Here is a 19,223-nt window from a genome sequence, read left to right as displayed (position 1 = left end):
ACATGAAAATACTACGATATACATTACTATTGAGCCTGGGGGTATTTCTGACTCAGGCCTGTAATGAAGATGAAATCTTACGAGAAGAACCTCTTGATTTTCTAAGTCCATCGAATGCTTTTGTAGAGCCGGAGCACGTAGCTTCCGCTGTCTTTCAACTGTACAACCAAGCTCGTAGCTACTACGCCGACAATACCTCGAGTGGTAACTTCTTTACGCACTTTATCTGGGGAACTGATGTAGCAATGCACGGTCGTAATCCGGAAGTTGATGGCTTTGGCGATTACCGGATTATCAACTCTCAGTCGGGCGTACCGCAGGAGCGTTGGGAGAAGCTGTACGAAATGGTATACAACGCCAATGTGGTGATTAACCGTATTGAGGAAGTTTCTTTTAATGAAGAAGCTAACAAGCAAACCCTATTAGGCGAAGCCTATTTCTTCCGAGCTTGGGCGTACCGTCACTTAGGGCACCTTTACGGTGGAGTCCCCTTGGTAACCGAAGAAACCCTTGAACCCCAGCGCGATTTTACCCGAGCCACCCGGCAGAAGGTATACGAGCAAGTAAAAGCTGATTTAGAACTAGCCCGCGAACGCCTACCCGAAGTGGCGGAGGTAGATGCCGACGGGCGACTAAGCAAAGCGGCTGCTGACCACGTGCTGAGTGAAATCCTGATTAGCCTGGAAGATTATCAAGGTGCTATTGATGCTGCCTCGCGGGTGATTGACAACCCTAATTTTGCTTTAATGACTGAACGCTTCGGCTCCCGTGCTGATGAACCCGGCGATGTGTACTGGGATTTGTTTCGGTTGAATAATCAGAATCGCTCGGCGGGTAATACTGAAGGCATTTGGGTGATGCAAGTAGAATATAACACCCCGGGTGGGTACGGCGATCCTAACGGCGATGCTCGTTTCTACGAGCGTACGCTTGGTCCTCAGTACAATCGGGCCCAAGGTACCGATGGTAACGCGCTGTTTCTGGGACCTACAACCTACCACGGTGGGCGGGGACAGGGCTACATTCGGCCAACCGATTTGTACTTCCACGAGGTGTGGCAGGGAGAAGAAGGCGATATTCGTAATTCAAACTTCAATATTTTGCGCCGATGGGTGGTGGACAATCCCGAATCAGAATTTTTTGGGGATACCATCGATATGAACAATCCTAATTACGTGGATTTTGTAGCAGGCTCCAGTGAGCGGCAAGACACGTTACAGTACTTTTACCCTTTTGTTCTGAAAATCTCTATGATTAACAACCACTATGATACGGAGTTTCAAGACGAGGCTACCGGTGAACTAGCCGGTTCGGCTCGCCGTACTTACTTAGACTGGTACGCAGTTCGTCTGGCCGAGACCTATTTGTTGAGAGCTGAAGCCTACCTGAAAGCCGGTGATCAAGCTGCTGCGGCTGCTGACATCAATGCTGTGCGAGAAAGGGCTAACGCTGGTGCAGTATCGGCGGGAGAAGCAGATATTGATCTGATTTTGGATGAGCGGGCGCGTGAACTCTTTATGGAAGAACCCCGGCGGGTAACCTTAGCACGTTTAGGGTTACTGTATGATCGTACTCAGCGATATAACCCTTATGCAGGAGCGACCATTGAACCGCACAATAACTTATGGCCTATTCCCTTTAGTGAGATTGAACGCAACACATTAGCCGAGCTTACCCAAAACGAAGGCTACGATTAGAGTCGCTCAAACTTAGGCTTTAGGTGCTCCCGCATGGCTTCTCGATAGTCGGCGGGAGTTCCTTGTTTTAGTGTATCGATAATATCCTGGTGAGTAACTGGGCTAACTATCCGTCGCGATTGCTGCTCAAGCTCTCGATAGTAGTTAAATACCGGAGTTAACAGCTTCTGAAATCGTTTTAACAGATTATTACCAGCAACTTCGTACAGCGTACCGTGGAAATTCATGTCACAGCGCACTCGAACCTCATCTGACACCGCCTTTCGTTCCTTTTCTACAATAGTTAAAAGGGATAATATATCCTGATCTGTAATTCTAGCGAACAATAAATCGGCAATTCCCATTTCAATAACTAGGCGCATTTCGAAGAGTTCTTCAATAGTTTTTTCATCCAAAATTTGAGGATCGAGCACTCGATCCATTGCAGCGAAAACATCGGGATTTGCTAGTATCATGCCTCGCTTTTTCCGGGACTCAACCATACCCAACATACGGAACCGGCTCAGAGCTTCCCGGACTACATTTCGACTAACTCCTAAGGCTTCAGCTAATTCTATTTCTTTGGGAATGGCGTCTCCCGGTTTGAGCTGATGTTTCTTAAAATATTGTTGTAAGCGGATTTCTATCTTGTCCGCCATTGTGGGGGGCTCTGTGAAATTATTATTCTTGATAATTTATTAGTGTTTTGTAGAGTTCATAATATTGCGTGTTTAATATACAAATAACGCTTAGCATTCTGTCATTAGTCAAGTAAATTACTAAACCAGCTTACAAACTATGAGGGGGGAACTCATTTGAAGGAAATTTATTTATCAATAATGTTGGTTTGGTCATTTAGTTATTTTTAACAGTTTCTTTTTGAATTCTTCCGCCACTGGAAGGTGCCACCCCCGCCACACGGCCAGAATCCGAATACCCGAAATAAAAAGTATAGTAATTATGGTGCTCACCTGACTGGGGACTTCAAAAAAGCGTAAGCATAAGAACAGCACACCACCCAGCAAACAAGCCGTGGCGTATATCTCTTTGCGGAGAACAAGCGGTACTTCGTTAGTGAGTAAATCCCGTACCAGTCCACCAAAAACCGCAGATACTGTACCCATCATTACCGCAATTAGTGGGTGTAAGCCTAAGTCTAGTGTCTTCTGTAATCCTAACACGGTAAACAAACCGATACCAAGCGTATCGAAGAGGAACATTGTCTTAGACAATTTTAGTATAAAACCCCTGAACACCAGGGCGGTGGTTAAACCGCTGGCTACTACTAGTAAATAGCGTAAGTCTTGCATCCACCCTACGGGCAAACTACCAATGAGTATATCGCGGATAGTTCCTCCACCCAGAGCGGTCACCAAAGCAATAACGCCTGCGCCAAACAAATCAATTTGCCGACGATAAGCGGTAAGGGTGCCACTGATAGCAAATACAAAAGTGCCTGAAAGATCTATCGCGTAAAAAAAGGTCGTAATGTAGGAGTCCATATAATCTACCATACTAACCTTTTTGCCATGAAGCTGTTCGCTTATCTAGCTAAATGCAGTTGAACAGACTACGTAAACAGACAGGTGGTTATTAAATGATTATCGGGCAAAAATACCTATTTCAGCCATAGAGGCAAATCGTTCTTCATCGTGGGCTGCGTTGAACACCACTTTAAAGTATCTGAACGTTTTACTTTCGGGCAGGGCCACGTCTTGTACCGAAGCAGTTTGCTCCAGCACAAAGTTACCTAAGCTTTCCCACTGGCTGTTATCATTACTTATCAAAATTTCTATATCCTCTACTTTACGCGAACCGTTTCGTTGAACGAAGGAAAACCCATCTGCCTGATACGGCTGTGCCATGTCAACAACAATCTCGTGAGGATAGCCATACGTTTGGTCGCAGGTAGACCAACAGGAATGCCAGTATGTGCTATTGTCACGGTCAATGAGCAAAGATGCTCGCCCATTGTCTCCTTCACCTACGGTCTCTTCAGAGCTGAACCCAACCACCTGCCAATTAGTCTTATCAAGATACGTAGGTAGCTCGGGAAGGGAAGGTACTTCTAGCTGGGAAAAGTCAACGGCAGGTAAATTTCCGCTGATCGCCCTTTCGTGATCGGTATCAACCGCGGTATTCTCATCAAAAAAGCCACAGTTCTGCATAAAAAATATATCACTGTCTGCTCCTCCGGCATAATCTAAGCGGGCACCACTTCGGGCGGTAGCATCCGCAGTGAACGTCGCTTTGTTCATCTCATGCCAAGTGCCCTCGGTATCGTATACCCACTGATTGGCGTACTGCCCCCTTCGGGATATGAATCCGGTTTCCGGTTTGAAGTTTTCTAAAAAAGAATGAAGATCAGTGAGGTAGGTGCTGGTGAAGGGACGGCGGAAACTGGCAATTAGCTTCCACTCACCCGCTTCGGGGGCAAAAAAGTAAGCCGTAAAATCGGTAGAGTTGTTGTTCGAGGGTTCGCCTTTTAACAAGAATTGATAGGTGTTTCCTGCTTGCCAGTTATGCCGAAGGTAGCTCTGTCCGCCTGAGCCTTCATTCCCGAACTCTCCGGTTACTACATCATTTCCTTTTCCTAGCAAGATAATCTTATATTCATCGGGTATATCATCCGGGTTTTGGGTATTGTACGGACTCCAAACCGAGAACAAAATCCTTCTTTCGCTCTCAGAATTTACCTGCATTCCGAAGTATCCCTGCCCAAAGCCATTGGCCATAAAGAAAGAACCTTCTACATCTTCACCTTCCGGTACCGTTACTTCATTGTAAAACCACTGTACATCTTTGTTTTCGGGCATCTCGTATCTGAGGTGTACCGATGGCCCCCTTCTACCGAAGTAGAAATCGTCTTTAACAAATGTCGTTTCGCCCGTAGTAGCTTCACCTCCGATCAAGATGTTATCGATATCACCAACATAAGTGCCTTCCTTGCTAACACCCTGTATCTCTATGAAGTGATAACCAGGTTCTGCAATTTTGAACGTGCCTACGTAGTGGGTGGTGTACTCTTCTCCCGAAACACTAATTTCTTCTGACTGCTGCCCTACCGTGACCCGGACAACCGACGTTCCGGATGGTACTTTCATATTTAAGCCAATGTACAAATCGCCCGTTGTTGAAGTTTTAAAATACGTGCGAATAACGCTATTAAGTTCTGTCCAATTGTGAATTCCCGACTCAGTGATTACAGAGCTATTTTCCTCAACGCGGTTTACCACCCAACTATTACCGCCGGGCGGTATGGTGATTGTTAGCTCGTTCAGTTTATCTTCTTCAGTTTCGTTATCAGGGTTACCAACATCGTCGGTATTTTTGCAAGCGGTTGCGTGTACTAAACAGATAGTCAATAACACCATCCACGATATACCTCTATTCGTTAATTTCATACTCTTATATTTCAAAAAAATTGTTGTTGTAAGTATTGGTATGGCTTGTCAGCCAAGTTCATTCTATTCTATCTGATAGCAATTTGGCACTTTCGCTCCCTTGAGGCATCAAATGAAACAACTGGTGGTAGCTATCATTGTTGGCAACGACAATCTGCCTCTTTCCATCATTTCTCACTGAAGCCATCGCCCGTATATTACCATCGAGGTATAGCCCAATTTTTCGGTTACTGACGACCTGAAAGCTTCCTTCTCCGTCTCTGGCGAGTAACAGCCCGATACCCGCATCGTAGCGGGTAGTTTCTACTTCGGTTTGGTAGTTATTACCTGCCATGAGCAGGTCTTTCTTTCCGTCGTTGGTAAAATCCTCGTAGAGAATACTGTTGATCGGAGCCATTTGCCCTTCTGCTGAAAAGGGGGCAAACTGAAATGAAGCATTCCCATTGTTGTAAAAGAGGCCTGACCTAAATTCTGTCACCTCAAAGTGTAGCGAGTTTTCAATTTCCTCACCGAAAATTCCCTGAAGGTCGGCATTAGCGAAGTCGCTGTATTTCTCAAACTTTTCGGATATAAACGGCATTTTTTGCGAAGTGCAACCTTTACCCCGAACCGGAACTAGCTTCGTATCGTAGTATTTGGCCAGCACAATGTCCATACCCCCGTTTTCGTCAAAGTCATCCGTATATACGTGCAACGGTTTTTCTTCTGAGGCGCTAAACTTATGGTTCAGCCCCAGGTTTCCGGCTACAATATCTAAATCGCCATCGTTATCCACGTCTTCTACGAGTAGTTTGTTCCACCAGCCTACTTGGGCAGATAGATCTTGGTAACTTTCGCTTTTAACTAATTGACCCCGCTCGTTAAGAAACACCTCAATTCCCATCCATTCCCCAGTGACGAGCAAATCAGTATCACCATCTTGGTCAAGATCCTTCCAAACAGCATCGGTTACCATGCCGATTTCTTCTAATTCGGGGGCAACTTCAGTAGTTACTATTCTAAACTTACGCCCAGTATTTTCCAGGATGTAGCTGGTGGGCGCTACCAGATATTTTCCGGGCATAACTCGCCCCCCAACGAAGAGATCCAGGTCACCGTCGGCATCGTAGTCAGCTGAGGTAACTACCGAGCCAGCCGTAAGCATATCGGGCAGTATATTATCAGCGCGACTAAACCGACCCTGCCCCTGATTCAAGTACAAGCGATCTGCTAGTAAGGCAGAGCCTTCATCAAATTCGTAGCTACCACTTACTACGTAAAGGTCGGCATCACCATCGCTATCCGCATCAAAAAAGTGAGCACCTACATCTTCGTATTTTTGATCTTGCTCAAAATCCGGTATTGATTTTGGGGTAAATTTCCCGGAAGAATTTGCTAAAAGTAACTGAGCAGCTTGCCCCTTTCCCCCACCCAAAAACAGGTCTTCCAAACCATTGCCATTAACATCAGCTTGAGCCAGGGCAGGCCCGGTTTGGGATAGTTTGTGAGGAATCAGTAATTGCTTGTCAAAATCATTATATGCGGGGTCGTTGTGTTGATAAGGAAAAGGAGCCGAGACAAATAGGGGGGAGGGCTCTTCACTTGAGCGTTTTTCCTGAAATGATGCTTCCTGATAGCGAATAGTATTGAGTTGATTGACCGCTAGGTCAGCGACAATTTGAATATTTCCATTCGGCCAGAGAATCTCAGCTCGTTCAATATTGGCATCGTCGCCCAGCCCAAAGGTTAATGTGTGTGTGACCGACGACATATAGCCCCGCCCCACAATGAGTTCTTTGGTCTGAATGGAGCCATCTGCGAGAAAAATCTTTACCTTAGTTCCAATCGCAAAGGGATTCTTTTCTGAGCCAACCAGCTTGATTTGCACATGGTGGTTGTCTGATGTTTGCCGCGCGTTGTTTCTCAGTAGAGTGGCTGGCTCATCAATGTTATTCACTACTACATCCAGGTCGCCATCGTTATCCAGGTCGGCATAAACCGCGCCGTTAGAGAAGGTGGGTGATTGATCGGCCCAATCTTCTGTCGCATCTGCAAAGGCAAATGAGCCTTCATTTTTGAAGAAATAGTTCGTTAGCTTCTCCTGGGGAAGGCTTTGGGTAAATTCGTAAAAATCTTTTTCCCTGAGTGACGCTTTGCGAGCATCAATCTTTTTGTTGATCGAATTATTGGCATCCCGGTCTACTACGTCGCGGTAAATGCCATTGGTTACGTACAGGTCATTGAGACCATCCAGATTGAAATCAGCTAGCAGAGCCGACCAGCTCCAATCAGTTTTGGCAATACCTGAGAGGTAGCCGACCTCGCTAAAGGTACTGTTGCCATTGTTTTTCTGTAGCACATTGTGCATATACTGGTGGTGGTGGTCGTTTTCTACCATGTTCCAAAACCGATCTATCGGCATCATGGCCATCGTGGTTTTGGAGCGCACGTAATCTTCTGGGCTCATGTCTAGCACGAATAGTTCTGCCAATCCATCATTATTCACATCAGCAAAATCAGCCCCCATACTGTAGTACGAAATGTGTTTGAATAGCTCGTTCCGCCCTTCTTTGAACGTGCCATCTTGCTGATTAACGTAGGCGAAATCTGGGCCGATGAAGTCGTTGGAAACGAAAATGTCCGGCCAGCCGTCGCCATTTAGGTCGCCCACTTGCGGGTGCAGCCCAAAGCCTAAGTCGGGTAAAATACCTGCTTGCTGCGATACGTCGGTGAACGTGCCGTCGCCCTGGTTCTGGTAAAGCTTATCTCCTCCTTTTAGAGCTAGGGCGTTGTTATCAGCCTGAACATTCTTCAGATTTAGCACCTTTGAGGTAAGTTCAAAGTTCGCCGGAGCATTGGCAATGTACACATCCAAATCGCCGTCTCGGTCGTAGTCAAAAAAGGTAGACGAAATGGAGCGGTCGGTGTTGTCCAAACCGTAGTCGGCGGCACTTTCGGTAAAAGTTAAATCCCCATTATTGATATACAGTATATTGGCTAGTTTTTTAGGATCATCAAACCAGCCCGCCCGGCAGATGTAGATGTCCAGAAAGCCATCGTGGTTTACGTCGGCAACAGAAACTCCGGTATCAAACCCCACCCGCTTCTCAATGCCTGACTCCGGAGTAATATCTTTGAATTGCAGATTACCTTGATTAAGAAATAGTTTATTGTGGTAAATATTAGCTGTAAAAAAAAGGTCTTCCAATCCATCATTGTTAAAGTCGGCGGCAGCTACTCCCCCTCCGATGTACATATACTGGTATTTGTAATAATGAAGCTGCTCCGATTCCAATATGTCGTTTTGAAAAGTTAAGCCCGAGGCTTCGGTAGGGATGGTTGAGAATAATTTCTCAGCAGGAATATTATCATTCGTAGTGCTTTGGCAAGCAAGTAACAATAGAGAAGTAAAAGCCAGAAGTACTTTGCTCATGTATTGCACTGGTCTGATAATTTAAAAGAAGCACTTCATCGCCAGATAGCGACAACTATCTGGCGATGAAGTGCTCTTTCGGAGATACGATTAATCGTTTTGGATAAGCGAAGGTTGCAGAACGATTTGCTGCTCAGGAATAAACTCAACTATTCGCAGGCTGCTGGCCGGAATCTCAAAGAACGGATTGGTTCCATTGAGGTGTGTACCCGGATAGCGACGATCCATTGTTCGGCCATTTCGGTACACGTCGAAGCGACGCTGCCCTTCGTAGGCAAACTCTAAGCGACGTTCTTCCAGAACCACATCCAGCAGATCCATTCCGTCCGGAAGGTTTCCTACACTATACGCTGGTATTCCTGCCCGTTCCCGAATAATATTCACATTATCGAGCGCATTTTGCGCGTCGTTCTGCTTAGCGTACGCTTCCGCTTTGTTCAGGTACATTTCTGCCAAACGAGAAACGTTGGGCGACCACAGGTGACGGTCTTCTTCTTGTAGAGAAGCTTTGGTAATAAAAAACTTAGGATAGCCATTACGTTTTTCCAGATCAAAGCCATACACTACATCCTGCCGCCCGTTTGTCCCATTGAAAAAGTAAGTAGTTACTCCATCAACTTCTTCCGACTCAACGGTATAAACGGTTCCTTCCTCGTCAAACGTAATTACTCCGTCAGCTTCCTGCGTTCTTCGGAATTCGTAGGTGTAGGTTTCTTCGTTTACCCAGTAAACCGCCGGGACCCGCTCGCCCTCTTCAATAATATACTGCGGATCAATGAATGAGCTTCTAGCATCAGTGGGATTCTTTTCTAGCAACTCCAGATAAGAGCGGGAAGCGTGCATTTCGCCCCAGCCAACCCCTTGAATGGTCGCGTACATGGAACCGGGGGTAAACCAGTGATCAGAACCACCCAGTAAATCGGAATTACTGTTTAGCGTGACGCTAAAAATTGCTTCGCTATTCTCAGCCGGGGTAAGCGTGTTTATCACACTGAAGGTAGCCGCAGGCAGCAGGCTATACGTACCGGATTCTAGTACCTGATCCGCGTAAGCAATGGTGTTGGCGTGGTCTTCCTGATACAAGTATACCCGCGATAGCAAGGCCTGAGCAGCTTCCTTAGAGGCAAAGGAAGCTCCCTTGTTAATAGTCATTAGAGCTTCCGCTTTTTTCAAATCATCAATCACCTGCTCATACACTTCCTGTACCGTACTCCGATTGGGGCGGTCTTCCGTATCGGAAGTCAGCTTCAGTGGTATTGACAAGCTGGACGGATCTTGCGTATAGGGTCTTCCGAAGATGTTGCCCATCTGAAAGTAGATAAGGCCTCTAAGGTAATAATTCTCACCCAGTAATTGATCACTTTCAGGTGACTCGCCCTCGGTAATCCGCTCAATGATAGTGTTACAGCCAACGGCTGCTTTGTAAGAATTACGCCAGAAACGGTCTACCCGGCTGTTGTTAGCGATAGATTGGTAGTTGTATAAGAAGAAAAGATGATCGCTGGTACCTCCACTTAGAGCTACGTTATCACCTGGATATTCCGAGATGCGATGCAAGTCATCGGCCCAGCCATCGAAGCCGGATGAGCCCTTTAGCAGTGCGTAGTTTCCCAGCGTAGCAGTTTCTACGGCGGCGGGATCTTCGAACAGCTCCTCTACAGCAATTTCATCATAGGGATTCTTTTCTAAGTCGCAGGAAAAGCAGAGAGTTGCCAGTACAAGTACAAAGATGTATTTGATATTTTTCATAGTAGTAATCGTGATGTCTCAGTTAAAATGTAACGTTCAAACCTAGTACAAATCGTCTGGGAATAGGATAGCTTAAACTGACTGACCCAGATGAACCTTGGCTAAGATCATCTTGCGGAAAATCTGTCACAGCTGGATCTACCCCACTAAAATTAGTGAAGGTCAGCAAGTTGTCACCGGCTACGTAAAAGTTAGCGCCACGTACTCCAATACTATTTAGCAGGTTGTTAGGAACGGTATAAGACAGAGTCACATTGGTCATTCTTAGATAACTTGCATCTTCCAAGTACCGAGAAGAAGGATTATTAGAAAGGTTATTACCGCCTTCTACTGCCCGGGGGTGGGTAGCTACGTCACCCGCCTGCTGCCAACGAGACCAATCATCAATAAGTACCTGCTGGTTAAAAGTAGAATAGAAGCCATCAGAATCAAACAGTTGACGAGAGGCATTGTATATAGTACCCCCCTTAGAGAAGGCAAAATTAGCAGTTAATGAAACGCTTTTGTAAGAAAGACCCGTATTGAATCCACCGATAAAATCCGGGGTTGAAGTGCCAATACGCTGAAGAGTAGCTTCATTATAATTTGTCGTCTCCGTGCGCTCGCCCGTTTCCCTATCATACACTTCCCAAAGCGGGTCTCCCGTTTCAGTATCCACGCCTAACCATCGTCTGGTGTACCAAGAGTTGTAGTCCTGGCCTACTTCAAAAATTTTGTTACCACGAGGTATTTCATTTTGATCGTCAAAAAGCTCGGTAATTTCATTTTGATTGATTCCAATATTGAAACCTACGTTCCAATTAAAATTCTGCCCTCGGATAATATCAGCATTTACTGCCGCTTCAACCCCTCGATTGGTTACGCCTCCCACATTCTCCCAAAACCCACTAAAACCAGTTAAGTCAGGAAGATTAACAAAATACAGGAGGTCAGAAGTATTTTTGTTGTAGTACTCAATAGTCGTATTAACTCGATCAAACAACAATGCGTCAACAGCTAAGTTAGTTTCGTACGATTTTTCCCACTTCAGATCAGGGTTGCCGAATTGATCAAGTACTACTGCTGGAAGTCCGTCGTACTGAGTATCAGCCCGGTAAGTTCCTTGGTAAGGATATAGTGACGAAGGGCGATTACCTACTGAGCCGTAGCTTACGCGAAGTTTCAGTTCATTCACAATCCGGCTACTGTAAAAGTCTTCATTATGAATATTCCAACCGGCTCCTAACGCGAAGAAAGTACCATACTGGTTTTCCAGACCAAAGTTAGAAGCTCCGTCTCTTCGGATGGAAGCTTTAGCAAAATAACGATCTTCGTAAGAATGGTCAGTGGCTAAGAAGAACGATTGCAATGCGTAGTCGTTTTTAAAGCCACCGATAGATCCGGGTTCGGTGGCCACATTTAGGATTTCGGTTCCGGCAATAATACCTTGTCCTGTGGCATTAAAATCTTCGTAACGGTAATCATTAAACTCGTAGCCGCCCAGCACAGTCAATTCATACTTTCCAAAATCTTGATCCAAACGTAGCATCTGAGTACTTAGACGGGTCAGCCTTCGGGCAGCAAAATCGTAGATGCTACCATTGATAGCCAACCCTGCGTTGGATCGCGGATCAACATAAGATTCAGTTTGAGCATCGTACAAGGTGAAGTTGTTGGTCGATATAAATGTGAGGTTATCTAAAATGGTAAATTCAAAATCAAAGTTAGAGCTCAAATTAATAATCTCACTCGATGAGTAATTCCACTGTTGGTCGTAAAAGTAGTTTCGCTGATCCCGCCCAATCCACTCTGCTGATTCTTGAGCGTTAATCGGATTACCATCCGCATCAAAAGGATTGTCCCAGGGTAGGTTTAGGTAAAGTTCATAGCGAGGCGCTTCAGCCACTCGGTCGCGCACGTCAAAACTATACGCCAGCTTAGGCATAATTTTGAGCCGATCATTTAGCTGATAATCTAGGTTCATCCGAAAAGTGTACCGATCTAGCTCATCACCCCGTATGGTGCCTTCTTCGGAGTAGTATCCCGCGTTGATATAGGTATTTACTTTATCAGTACCGGCCGAAAACGACACATTATAGTCGTCGACAATTCCGGTTTGCGTACCCCCTTCTATCCAATCATAATCGCGGTTCAATAGCTCCGGAGTAAACCAGGGCTGGGTGTTCCCAAACTGCGTGTGGTAGTCGTACAACTGCTGAGAATTCATTACCTCAAACCGACCATCGTTAAACTGATTAAACGACCTTTTAGCACTGAAGGTAATTTGCCCTTTGCCTACTTCTCCGCGCTTAGTGGTAACAATAACTACTCCGTTAGCTCCGCGAGAACCGTACAGCGAAGTAGCCGCCGCATCTTTTAGTATAGAAATATTTTCTACGTCTGTCGGATTAATGATAGGAACTCCGTGCTGAATAACCCCATCTACTACCCACAGCGGTACTACGCTACCGTTGAGTGAGGATGCCCCGCGAATCAAAATAGCTGGAACGGAACCGGGAGCCCCACTAGAGGAAGTAACCTGTACTCCGGCAGCTTTCCCCTGTAGCATGGTTGATACGTCGGGTACCGTAATGTCGGTTAGCTCTTTCGCCTCAACCTTAGCTACCGACGAAGTGATGGCTTCTCTGGTTTGGGTTCCGTAGGCAACTACTACAACTTCGGACAGCGACATGATGTCGGGCATAAGCGTGATATCAATAGTCGTTTGTGACCCGATAGCAATTTCTTCGGCAAGGTAGCCGGTAAAGGAGTAAATGAGGGTATCTACCGCCTCACTAACCGTAAGCCGATACGTTCCGTCGGCATTGGTAATAGTACCTACCGTAGTTCCTTGCGCCAGAATATTCACTCCTGGCAGTGGCTCATCATTGCTGCCGTCAAGTACGGTTCCCGATATGACCCTACTCTGGCCTAGCAGAACGCTCGGTAGCGCGAATAGAGTCAGTAATAAACTAGTAGTTAAGAGTTTCATCATAGGTGTATGGTAAAATTGGTGATAGAATATAGAATGATTAAATAGCTGACTTCTTAGGTGGTTTTTGGCGAACTAATTATTGGATAAGGGCAGCAGTCACTTGCTCTCTTTTAAGCGATTAATAAGTTTCCTTCATCCAGTCGTATTCTTCCCGTTTGATCCAATTGCCCCGGGTAAAGTCCGGGAAGTCCTGGGGTTCACCATTGTTGGCGATAGAAAGCTCCGACAAGGGGGTGATGGCACTCCAGGCGGCTGCATCGTAGGCATCAATGGGTGGGGCAACGTTCTGCTTAGCAGATTCTACGAAAGCATTCATCACGAAGAAATCCATTCCGCCGTGTCCGGCACCCTGGGCGTATTCCCCGTACTTCTGCCACAGCGGATGGTCGTATTTCTCTAGCCAGGCATCGGCTTCATCCCAGCGATGGGGTTCCGACTGCCCTTCAATATATATGCGGTTACCATCTACTTCCCACAATCCGTTAGCCCCTTGCACCCGAAATCCTAAAGAATACGGACGGGGCAGATTGCAGTCATGGGTGATGATGATGGTTTCACCATTAGCGGTTTCTATCGTGCTGGTGATGACATCCCCCTGCTTCCAATTGAGGTTAGCATTCGGATGATCTTTACCCCCCTGAGCGACAATGTAGTTTTGGAAACCCACCGCCTTGGTAGCGTGCGAAGTCATGGAGACAAACCGATTGCCTCGGTTAATATTAGCCATAGCAGCAATCGGGCCTACGCCGTGGGTAGGGTAAAAGTCCCCATTTCGTCGTAACGAATGCTGGGTGCGCCACTTAGATTCAGATATACCTTTCTCGCCAAATTCCGCTCCTTTGCCGTAGGCGGTTTTGCCGTCGTTAAATAACACCCACCGTAAATCGTGCTGGTAGCCACAGCGAAAGTGAATCAGCTCGCCAAACACGTTTTGCCTTACCATATTGAGCACGGCCAGTACATCCCGGCGGTAGTTCACATTTTCCATCAGCATTAGATGAGTTCCGCTTTGTTCGTGAGCGTTTACTAAATCCCAGCACTCTTCTAGGGTGTTGGCAGCAGAAACCTCCAGTCCGGTATACTTGCCCGCCAGTAGGCTATCCTTCGCCATGCGGGTATGCCATAACCAAGGAGTGGCAATGACAACTGCATCTACTTCCGATAATTCTAAAAGATTGCGGTAGTCGTACTCATCCTTACCAAATACTTTTGGGGCAGGGCATCCTTTCTTTTTAATGGACTCAAGGTTTAGCTGAACTCGGGTATCATCAACATCACAGATAGCAGCAATGTTGATATCATCGCGCAACAGAAGGTTGTTCAGATGATTGGTGCCTCGCAGACCTATCCCAATAAGACCCACATTCAGTTTATTGATTGACGCACTTGAAAAACCAGCCTTAGAAATACCGGGGGCTGCTACAATTCCCACTCCGGCCAGAGCTGATTCTTTAATAAATTTTCTTCTTGAGTTCATGAATGAGTAGTTACTAGGTTCTTGTAAACGTCGTTGGGTTTCTCTGCACTCAAATGTTGGAAGAATCGCTGGCAGAAAAGGGGGATATTTTTGTCAAATACCTCCTAATTTTCCGGCAAATCGCTACTTTTTGCTTCTACTTACCTATCCCAATACTACTTTTCTAAAATGTCCATATTGCATAATCAGGAACTTTGATTACTTTAGGATATAGGCTTTTGCTAACGTGCCCGCTAGGCGCAAGCAGAAGGTACTAACTCACTGGTGTTGCGTATGATGAGAGATATACTACCTAAGCGACTATACCTCAAACTTTTCAAGTATGTGGCGTATCCGCCGTACCATCAGAAAAATATTTCGGCCTTATTTATTGTCATTGCTATCCTAGTGCTGCCTTCCGGTCTTAGCCCAGCTTTAGCCCAGCAGGTTAGTAATTTTATTCATTTAGACCAAGAGGTTCCGGGCACTTCTTATATTGAGAGCGATCGCTTCGGAAATATGCTGGTCGTGAGTTCTACAGCAATAAATAAGTACAATGGCTACTCATTTGAACGTATTCCGTTCAGAAAACTATTTGGTTCTGAATACTCGAGTGGTGGCCGCGTTATTTTTAACAAAGATCAGCAAGGCAGCTTCTGGCTGGCAACATTCAATGGCAAGTTAATCAGGTTTGATGCCAATGAGAAGAAACTTCCTTTGCCAAGTGAACCTCCTAATAAGGCTGGTTCGGAACGTACCAGTGCAATAACCAGCGGACAAGCTGCTACCTGGTTTGGTAGTTCAAACGGTACGCTGCATCGCTTCAATTACGCAGATTCGGTATTTGAGAAAATAGTTACATTACCACTAGTGGCAGAGGCACCCCAAGTAATCAATAGCTTGGCGTTAACTGCTCCGGATCAAATCTGGATTGGCACAGCGGATGGGAAAGTGTATGGATACAACTCTTCGCGAGATAAACTAGAGGAACTGACACTTTCGTTTACGAATGATCTACCGGTGTACATCCGTCTGGTCGCCGACCACACGGGGCGATTATGGATTTCCACCGAACTTACCGGACTTTACGTATACGAACCTCACCTTAGAAGTCTTACTGAGGTTCCTACTTATAATTCAACCTTGACTCTCAATCGTTATCCGATGTTCTATTCATTGTTTTGCGATAAGCAGGGAAATATCTGGGCAGGAACGGACGGTGATGGCTTATATAAAATAGACGCTCATGGGCAGGTTGAGGCTATCTTTAGGAACAATGATCGCAATAGCCTATCGTTGAGCAACAATACCGTGATTGATATCAACGAAGATTGTCACGGAAACCTCTGGGTAATTACTAAGAACGGTGAAATTGATGTATTGCCCAACTATAATAATACTATTGAATACCATGCCGGAACCGCAGGTGGCTCGCCTGCTTCCGTATTGTGTTTATTCAAGTCTTCGGAAGGAAGCATCTGGATTGGCACTGATGGAAAGGGGCTTAACCGAATTTTCGCCAATGGTGAGAGCGTTCAATACGGTAATGGTTTAAGTCCTTCGTATAATTTCCCCGGGCGTTATATACAACGTTTAGTAGAAAGTGCTTCGGGAAAGCTTTGGATTGCTACCTACCAAAGTGGATTATACACCTATGACCTAAAGCAAGATATATTTACCAAGGTAGTAGTTAGCGACATATCCGAGCATGCAAATTCTGATTTTCGCTTTCTCTTCAAAGATGATAAAGAACGTATTTGGGCGTCTACTATTGCTGGGGTACACGTTTTTGCCGAAGATACCCGGCTTCTGGCTACTTTCTCCTACCGTACTCACGGACTTTCCGGTACAATCTCGGAAAGTATTCATCAAACCGACGAGGGTTCGCTATGGGTAGGAACTGACCAAGGACTCTATCGACTGGTTGAGAATTCAGATAAGTTGTCGCAATCATACTTTGAGAAAATTGTTTATAGCGAAGAAACAAAAGAACATCAGGGCAATAACAACCCGCTTTACATGACCAGTGATAATAAAAAAAATCTCTGGATTACTACAGCAACTGGAGCACTTACTCGTCTGAACCCCTCGGATTTAACCTTTACCTCTTACGCCGACCATCCTACACTTAAAGGCATTTCGGTTAGTGCTGTTTTGTTTGATAAGTCTGATAATATGTGGCTAAGTAGTGGCCGTGGCATTCACCGGTATGATGCAAAAAGTGACTCACTACAATCCTACTTTCGGGTAGATGGCCTACAAGGAGATAGCTTTGTGAGAAAAAGTGCTTTTAGTACTGAAAATGGTCGTCTGTATTTCGGCGGAGTGGAAGGGGTGAATGGCTTTTACCCTGATTCCATGACCACCAGGGTACCCGAATCTAACTTATACACTCAGGAGATAGAAATTCTTAATCAATCAGCCGATAAGATTATTCCTGAGCAGTTGCAGGATGGTCTGGCGAACGTAAAAAATCTTCAATTACGTTCGGATCAATCCTCTTTTTCATTTCACTTTTCAGCCATTGGTAATCTACTTAACCCAAACTATTACTACTCATATCGCCTAACAGGCTTTGATGATGACTGGGTTTATCCTGAGTCACAACGAGTCGCAACCTACACCAATATTCCTTCTGGTCATTACAATTTTGAGGTAAGAGCCGGAACAAAAAGGGGCGTATGGGACATACCATATCGGCAAATTGCCATCTTCATAGCTCCGCCCTGGTGGCAAAGTAGCTTTGCCTATTTCAGCTACGGTATGGCAATACTGCTAATCATTTCAGGTATCACTTTGTGGGTACGAATGAAAAACAGAATGAGCCGGGAAGAACTGCTATTTAGCAAAGAAAAAGAGCTGTATGCTCTGAAGATGAATTTCTTCGCTAAAATGTCCCACGAGATACAGACACCCCTTACGCTTATTATGGCTCCCATTGACGAAATGGTACGCAGTGCCACCGCCAACAACAATCTGTTACTAAAACAACGGCTAACTCTTATTAAAAACAATGCCCAACGTCTCTCCCGAATATCGGCCGAACTGATGACAATCCGCAATAAGGAGATGAACACACTGAAGATATTTCCTGAGAAAAGAAATATTGTGACCGACATCAAGAAAATAGCAGATTCTTTCGCCGAACACGCCCGGTTTAAAAACATTGTCTTTACTGAAGAATACGATTACCAGGAAGTGCTTCTCTGGTATGATGTAGAAAAGCTAGAGCACGTGTTTTACAATCTGTTATCCAATGCTTTTAAGTTTACTCCTAGGGGAGGGGCGGTTCATCTTTATATTACCGACCAACCTGATAAGCAATGTGTTACTATTTCAGTCACAGACTCTGGCCCTGGGATACCAGCCGAGGAGCGGGAGGATATTTTCGAGCTTTTCTATCAGTCAGAAGTCGGTAAGAAGGCGAAAGGCCAGGGGATAGGATTGGCATTTAGTAAGGAGTTGATTGATCTTCATCACGGAAGCATCAAAGTTTCATCTTCTGAGCAAGGCACCTCCTTTGTGGTACTTCTAAAGAAAGGTAATATTTTTTCTGCTGGCAAAGAGGTTCCATTACCCATTCCCCAAACAAATACCTCTCAACCACTTGCTGAAGTATCGTTCCTCGCTGATGAATCGAACGAAATTACCCAAGAAACTACCAAAAAGCGAGGAACAATACTGATCGTGGAAGATAATGTGGAGATGCAAATCTTTTTGCAAGGCCTGTTTTCGAGTCAATTTTACGTGCTCATTGCCGAAAATGGTGAGGAAGGAATTGAGTTTGCCCGAAAAAAATCTCCTGATGTTATTGTGAGCGACATAATGATGCCCGTAATGGATGGCATCAGTATGAGTAAAAAACTACTAAAAGCTAAAGCGACTGCTCATATTCCAATACTGCTACTTACGGCTAAAAATACGGCAGAAGCCAAGCTTTCTGGCTTTGCATCGGGGGCCTTGGCTTACATACAGAAACCATTTGCTCCCCACGAATTGTTATTGCGGGTTAGTAATATCTTGGACAATAAAGATAAAACAATCACCAAACACCGCGCTGATGTTCTGAGTGCTCCTCGTACCGAGAATGTGTCGTCGAAGGATGAACAGTTTTTAGAGCGGCTTGCTTCTGAACTAAATAAGGAACTTGAAAACGCTGAGTTTAGATTAGAGGATTTGGCCGATAGCATGAATATGAGCTACTCCGGAATTTACCGAAGATGCCAACAGGTGGTCGGTAAAACACCGTTAGAGTATTTCAAAATTATGAGGTTACAACATGCGGTAATCCTTATTGTAGAGAACAGCTACAATATTTCTGAAGCTGCTTACATGGTTGGCTACAAAGATTCTAAGTACTTTACTAAGTGTTTTAAAAGCGAGTTTGGAATAGCACCGATGGCTATGAAAAGAGAGCACCAGAAAATTGGCATGGCTGCGTTAGCAAAAAAATATCGAATCCCCCAGCTTCAAGTTCAAGATTCTACTATACCCTCCGAGTCGGCTACATACTAGCGAGCATAAAACCACCCTTTTAGAGCATTTCATATTC

9 protein-coding genes are annotated in these 19,223 nt (G+C 45.3%); 2 read left to right on the top strand and 7 right to left on the bottom strand.

What is annotated here, in order from left to right; genetic code table 11:
• Positions 1–2: 2 nt before the first annotated feature.
• A complete protein-coding gene (locus P0M28_RS04345) occupies positions 3–1,697 on the top strand; it encodes a RagB/SusD family nutrient uptake outer membrane protein (protein ID WP_302208306.1) in 1,695 nt (564 codons plus the stop codon).
• Here the strand turns inward: P0M28_RS04345 and P0M28_RS04340 are convergent.
• The 7 genes from P0M28_RS04340 to P0M28_RS04310 all read right to left on the bottom strand — a co-directional run bounded on the left by P0M28_RS04340 (position 1,694) and on the right by P0M28_RS04310 (position 14,692).
• Positions 1,694–2,335: a FadR/GntR family transcriptional regulator gene (locus P0M28_RS04340; protein WP_302208305.1), complete on the bottom strand. Its 642-nt coding sequence runs from the start codon at positions 2,333–2,335 to the stop codon at positions 1,694–1,696. The genes P0M28_RS04345 and P0M28_RS04340 overlap by 4 nt on opposite strands.
• 192 nt (positions 2,336–2,527) lie before the next feature.
• On the bottom strand, positions 2,528–3,190 hold the full coding sequence (locus P0M28_RS04335) for a trimeric intracellular cation channel family protein (RefSeq protein WP_302208304.1): 663 nt from the start codon (positions 3,188–3,190) through the stop codon (positions 2,528–2,530).
• An 87-nt stretch (positions 3,191–3,277) separates the two neighbouring features.
• Entirely contained in the window at positions 3,278–5,080 is a 1,803-nt protein-coding gene (locus P0M28_RS04330; protein ID WP_302208303.1) for a DUF3472 domain-containing protein, read from the bottom strand.
• Positions 5,081–5,138: 58 nt separating this feature from the next.
• Positions 5,139–8,492, bottom strand: a complete 3,354-nt coding sequence (locus P0M28_RS04325) for a VCBS repeat-containing protein (protein ID WP_302208302.1) — start codon at positions 8,490–8,492, stop codon at positions 5,139–5,141.
• 90 nt (positions 8,493–8,582) lie between these two features.
• Positions 8,583–10,241, bottom strand: coding sequence for a RagB/SusD family nutrient uptake outer membrane protein (locus P0M28_RS04320; RefSeq protein ID WP_302208301.1), 1,659 nt, complete (start codon positions 10,239–10,241; stop codon positions 8,583–8,585).
• Between the two features lie 22 nt (positions 10,242–10,263).
• Positions 10,264–13,215 carry a SusC/RagA family TonB-linked outer membrane protein gene (locus tag P0M28_RS04315; protein ID WP_302208300.1) on the bottom strand — a complete coding sequence of 984 codons (2,952 nt, stop codon included), beginning with the start codon at positions 13,213–13,215 and terminating at the stop codon, positions 10,264–10,266.
• A 118-nt stretch (positions 13,216–13,333) separates the two neighbouring features.
• The gene (locus P0M28_RS04310) at positions 13,334–14,692 is read right to left on the bottom strand and encodes a Gfo/Idh/MocA family protein (RefSeq protein ID WP_302208299.1); all 1,359 of its coding nucleotides are present in this window, start codon (positions 14,690–14,692) and stop codon (positions 13,334–13,336) included.
• A 273-nt stretch (positions 14,693–14,965) separates the two neighbouring features.
• Between P0M28_RS04310 and P0M28_RS04305 the strand changes: the two genes are divergently transcribed.
• Entirely contained in the window at positions 14,966–19,186 is a 4,221-nt protein-coding gene (locus P0M28_RS04305; protein WP_302208298.1) for a two-component regulator propeller domain-containing protein, read from the top strand.
• Positions 19,187–19,223 lie beyond the last annotated feature (37 nt).

The organism is Tunicatimonas pelagia (assembly GCF_030506325.1).
In the GTDB taxonomy this organism is placed as follows: Bacteria; Bacteroidota; Bacteroidia; order Cytophagales; family Cyclobacteriaceae; genus Tunicatimonas; species Tunicatimonas pelagia.
The sequence above is the reverse complement of the archived record's forward strand: the minus strand, read 5'-3'. Positions and strand labels throughout refer to the sequence as shown.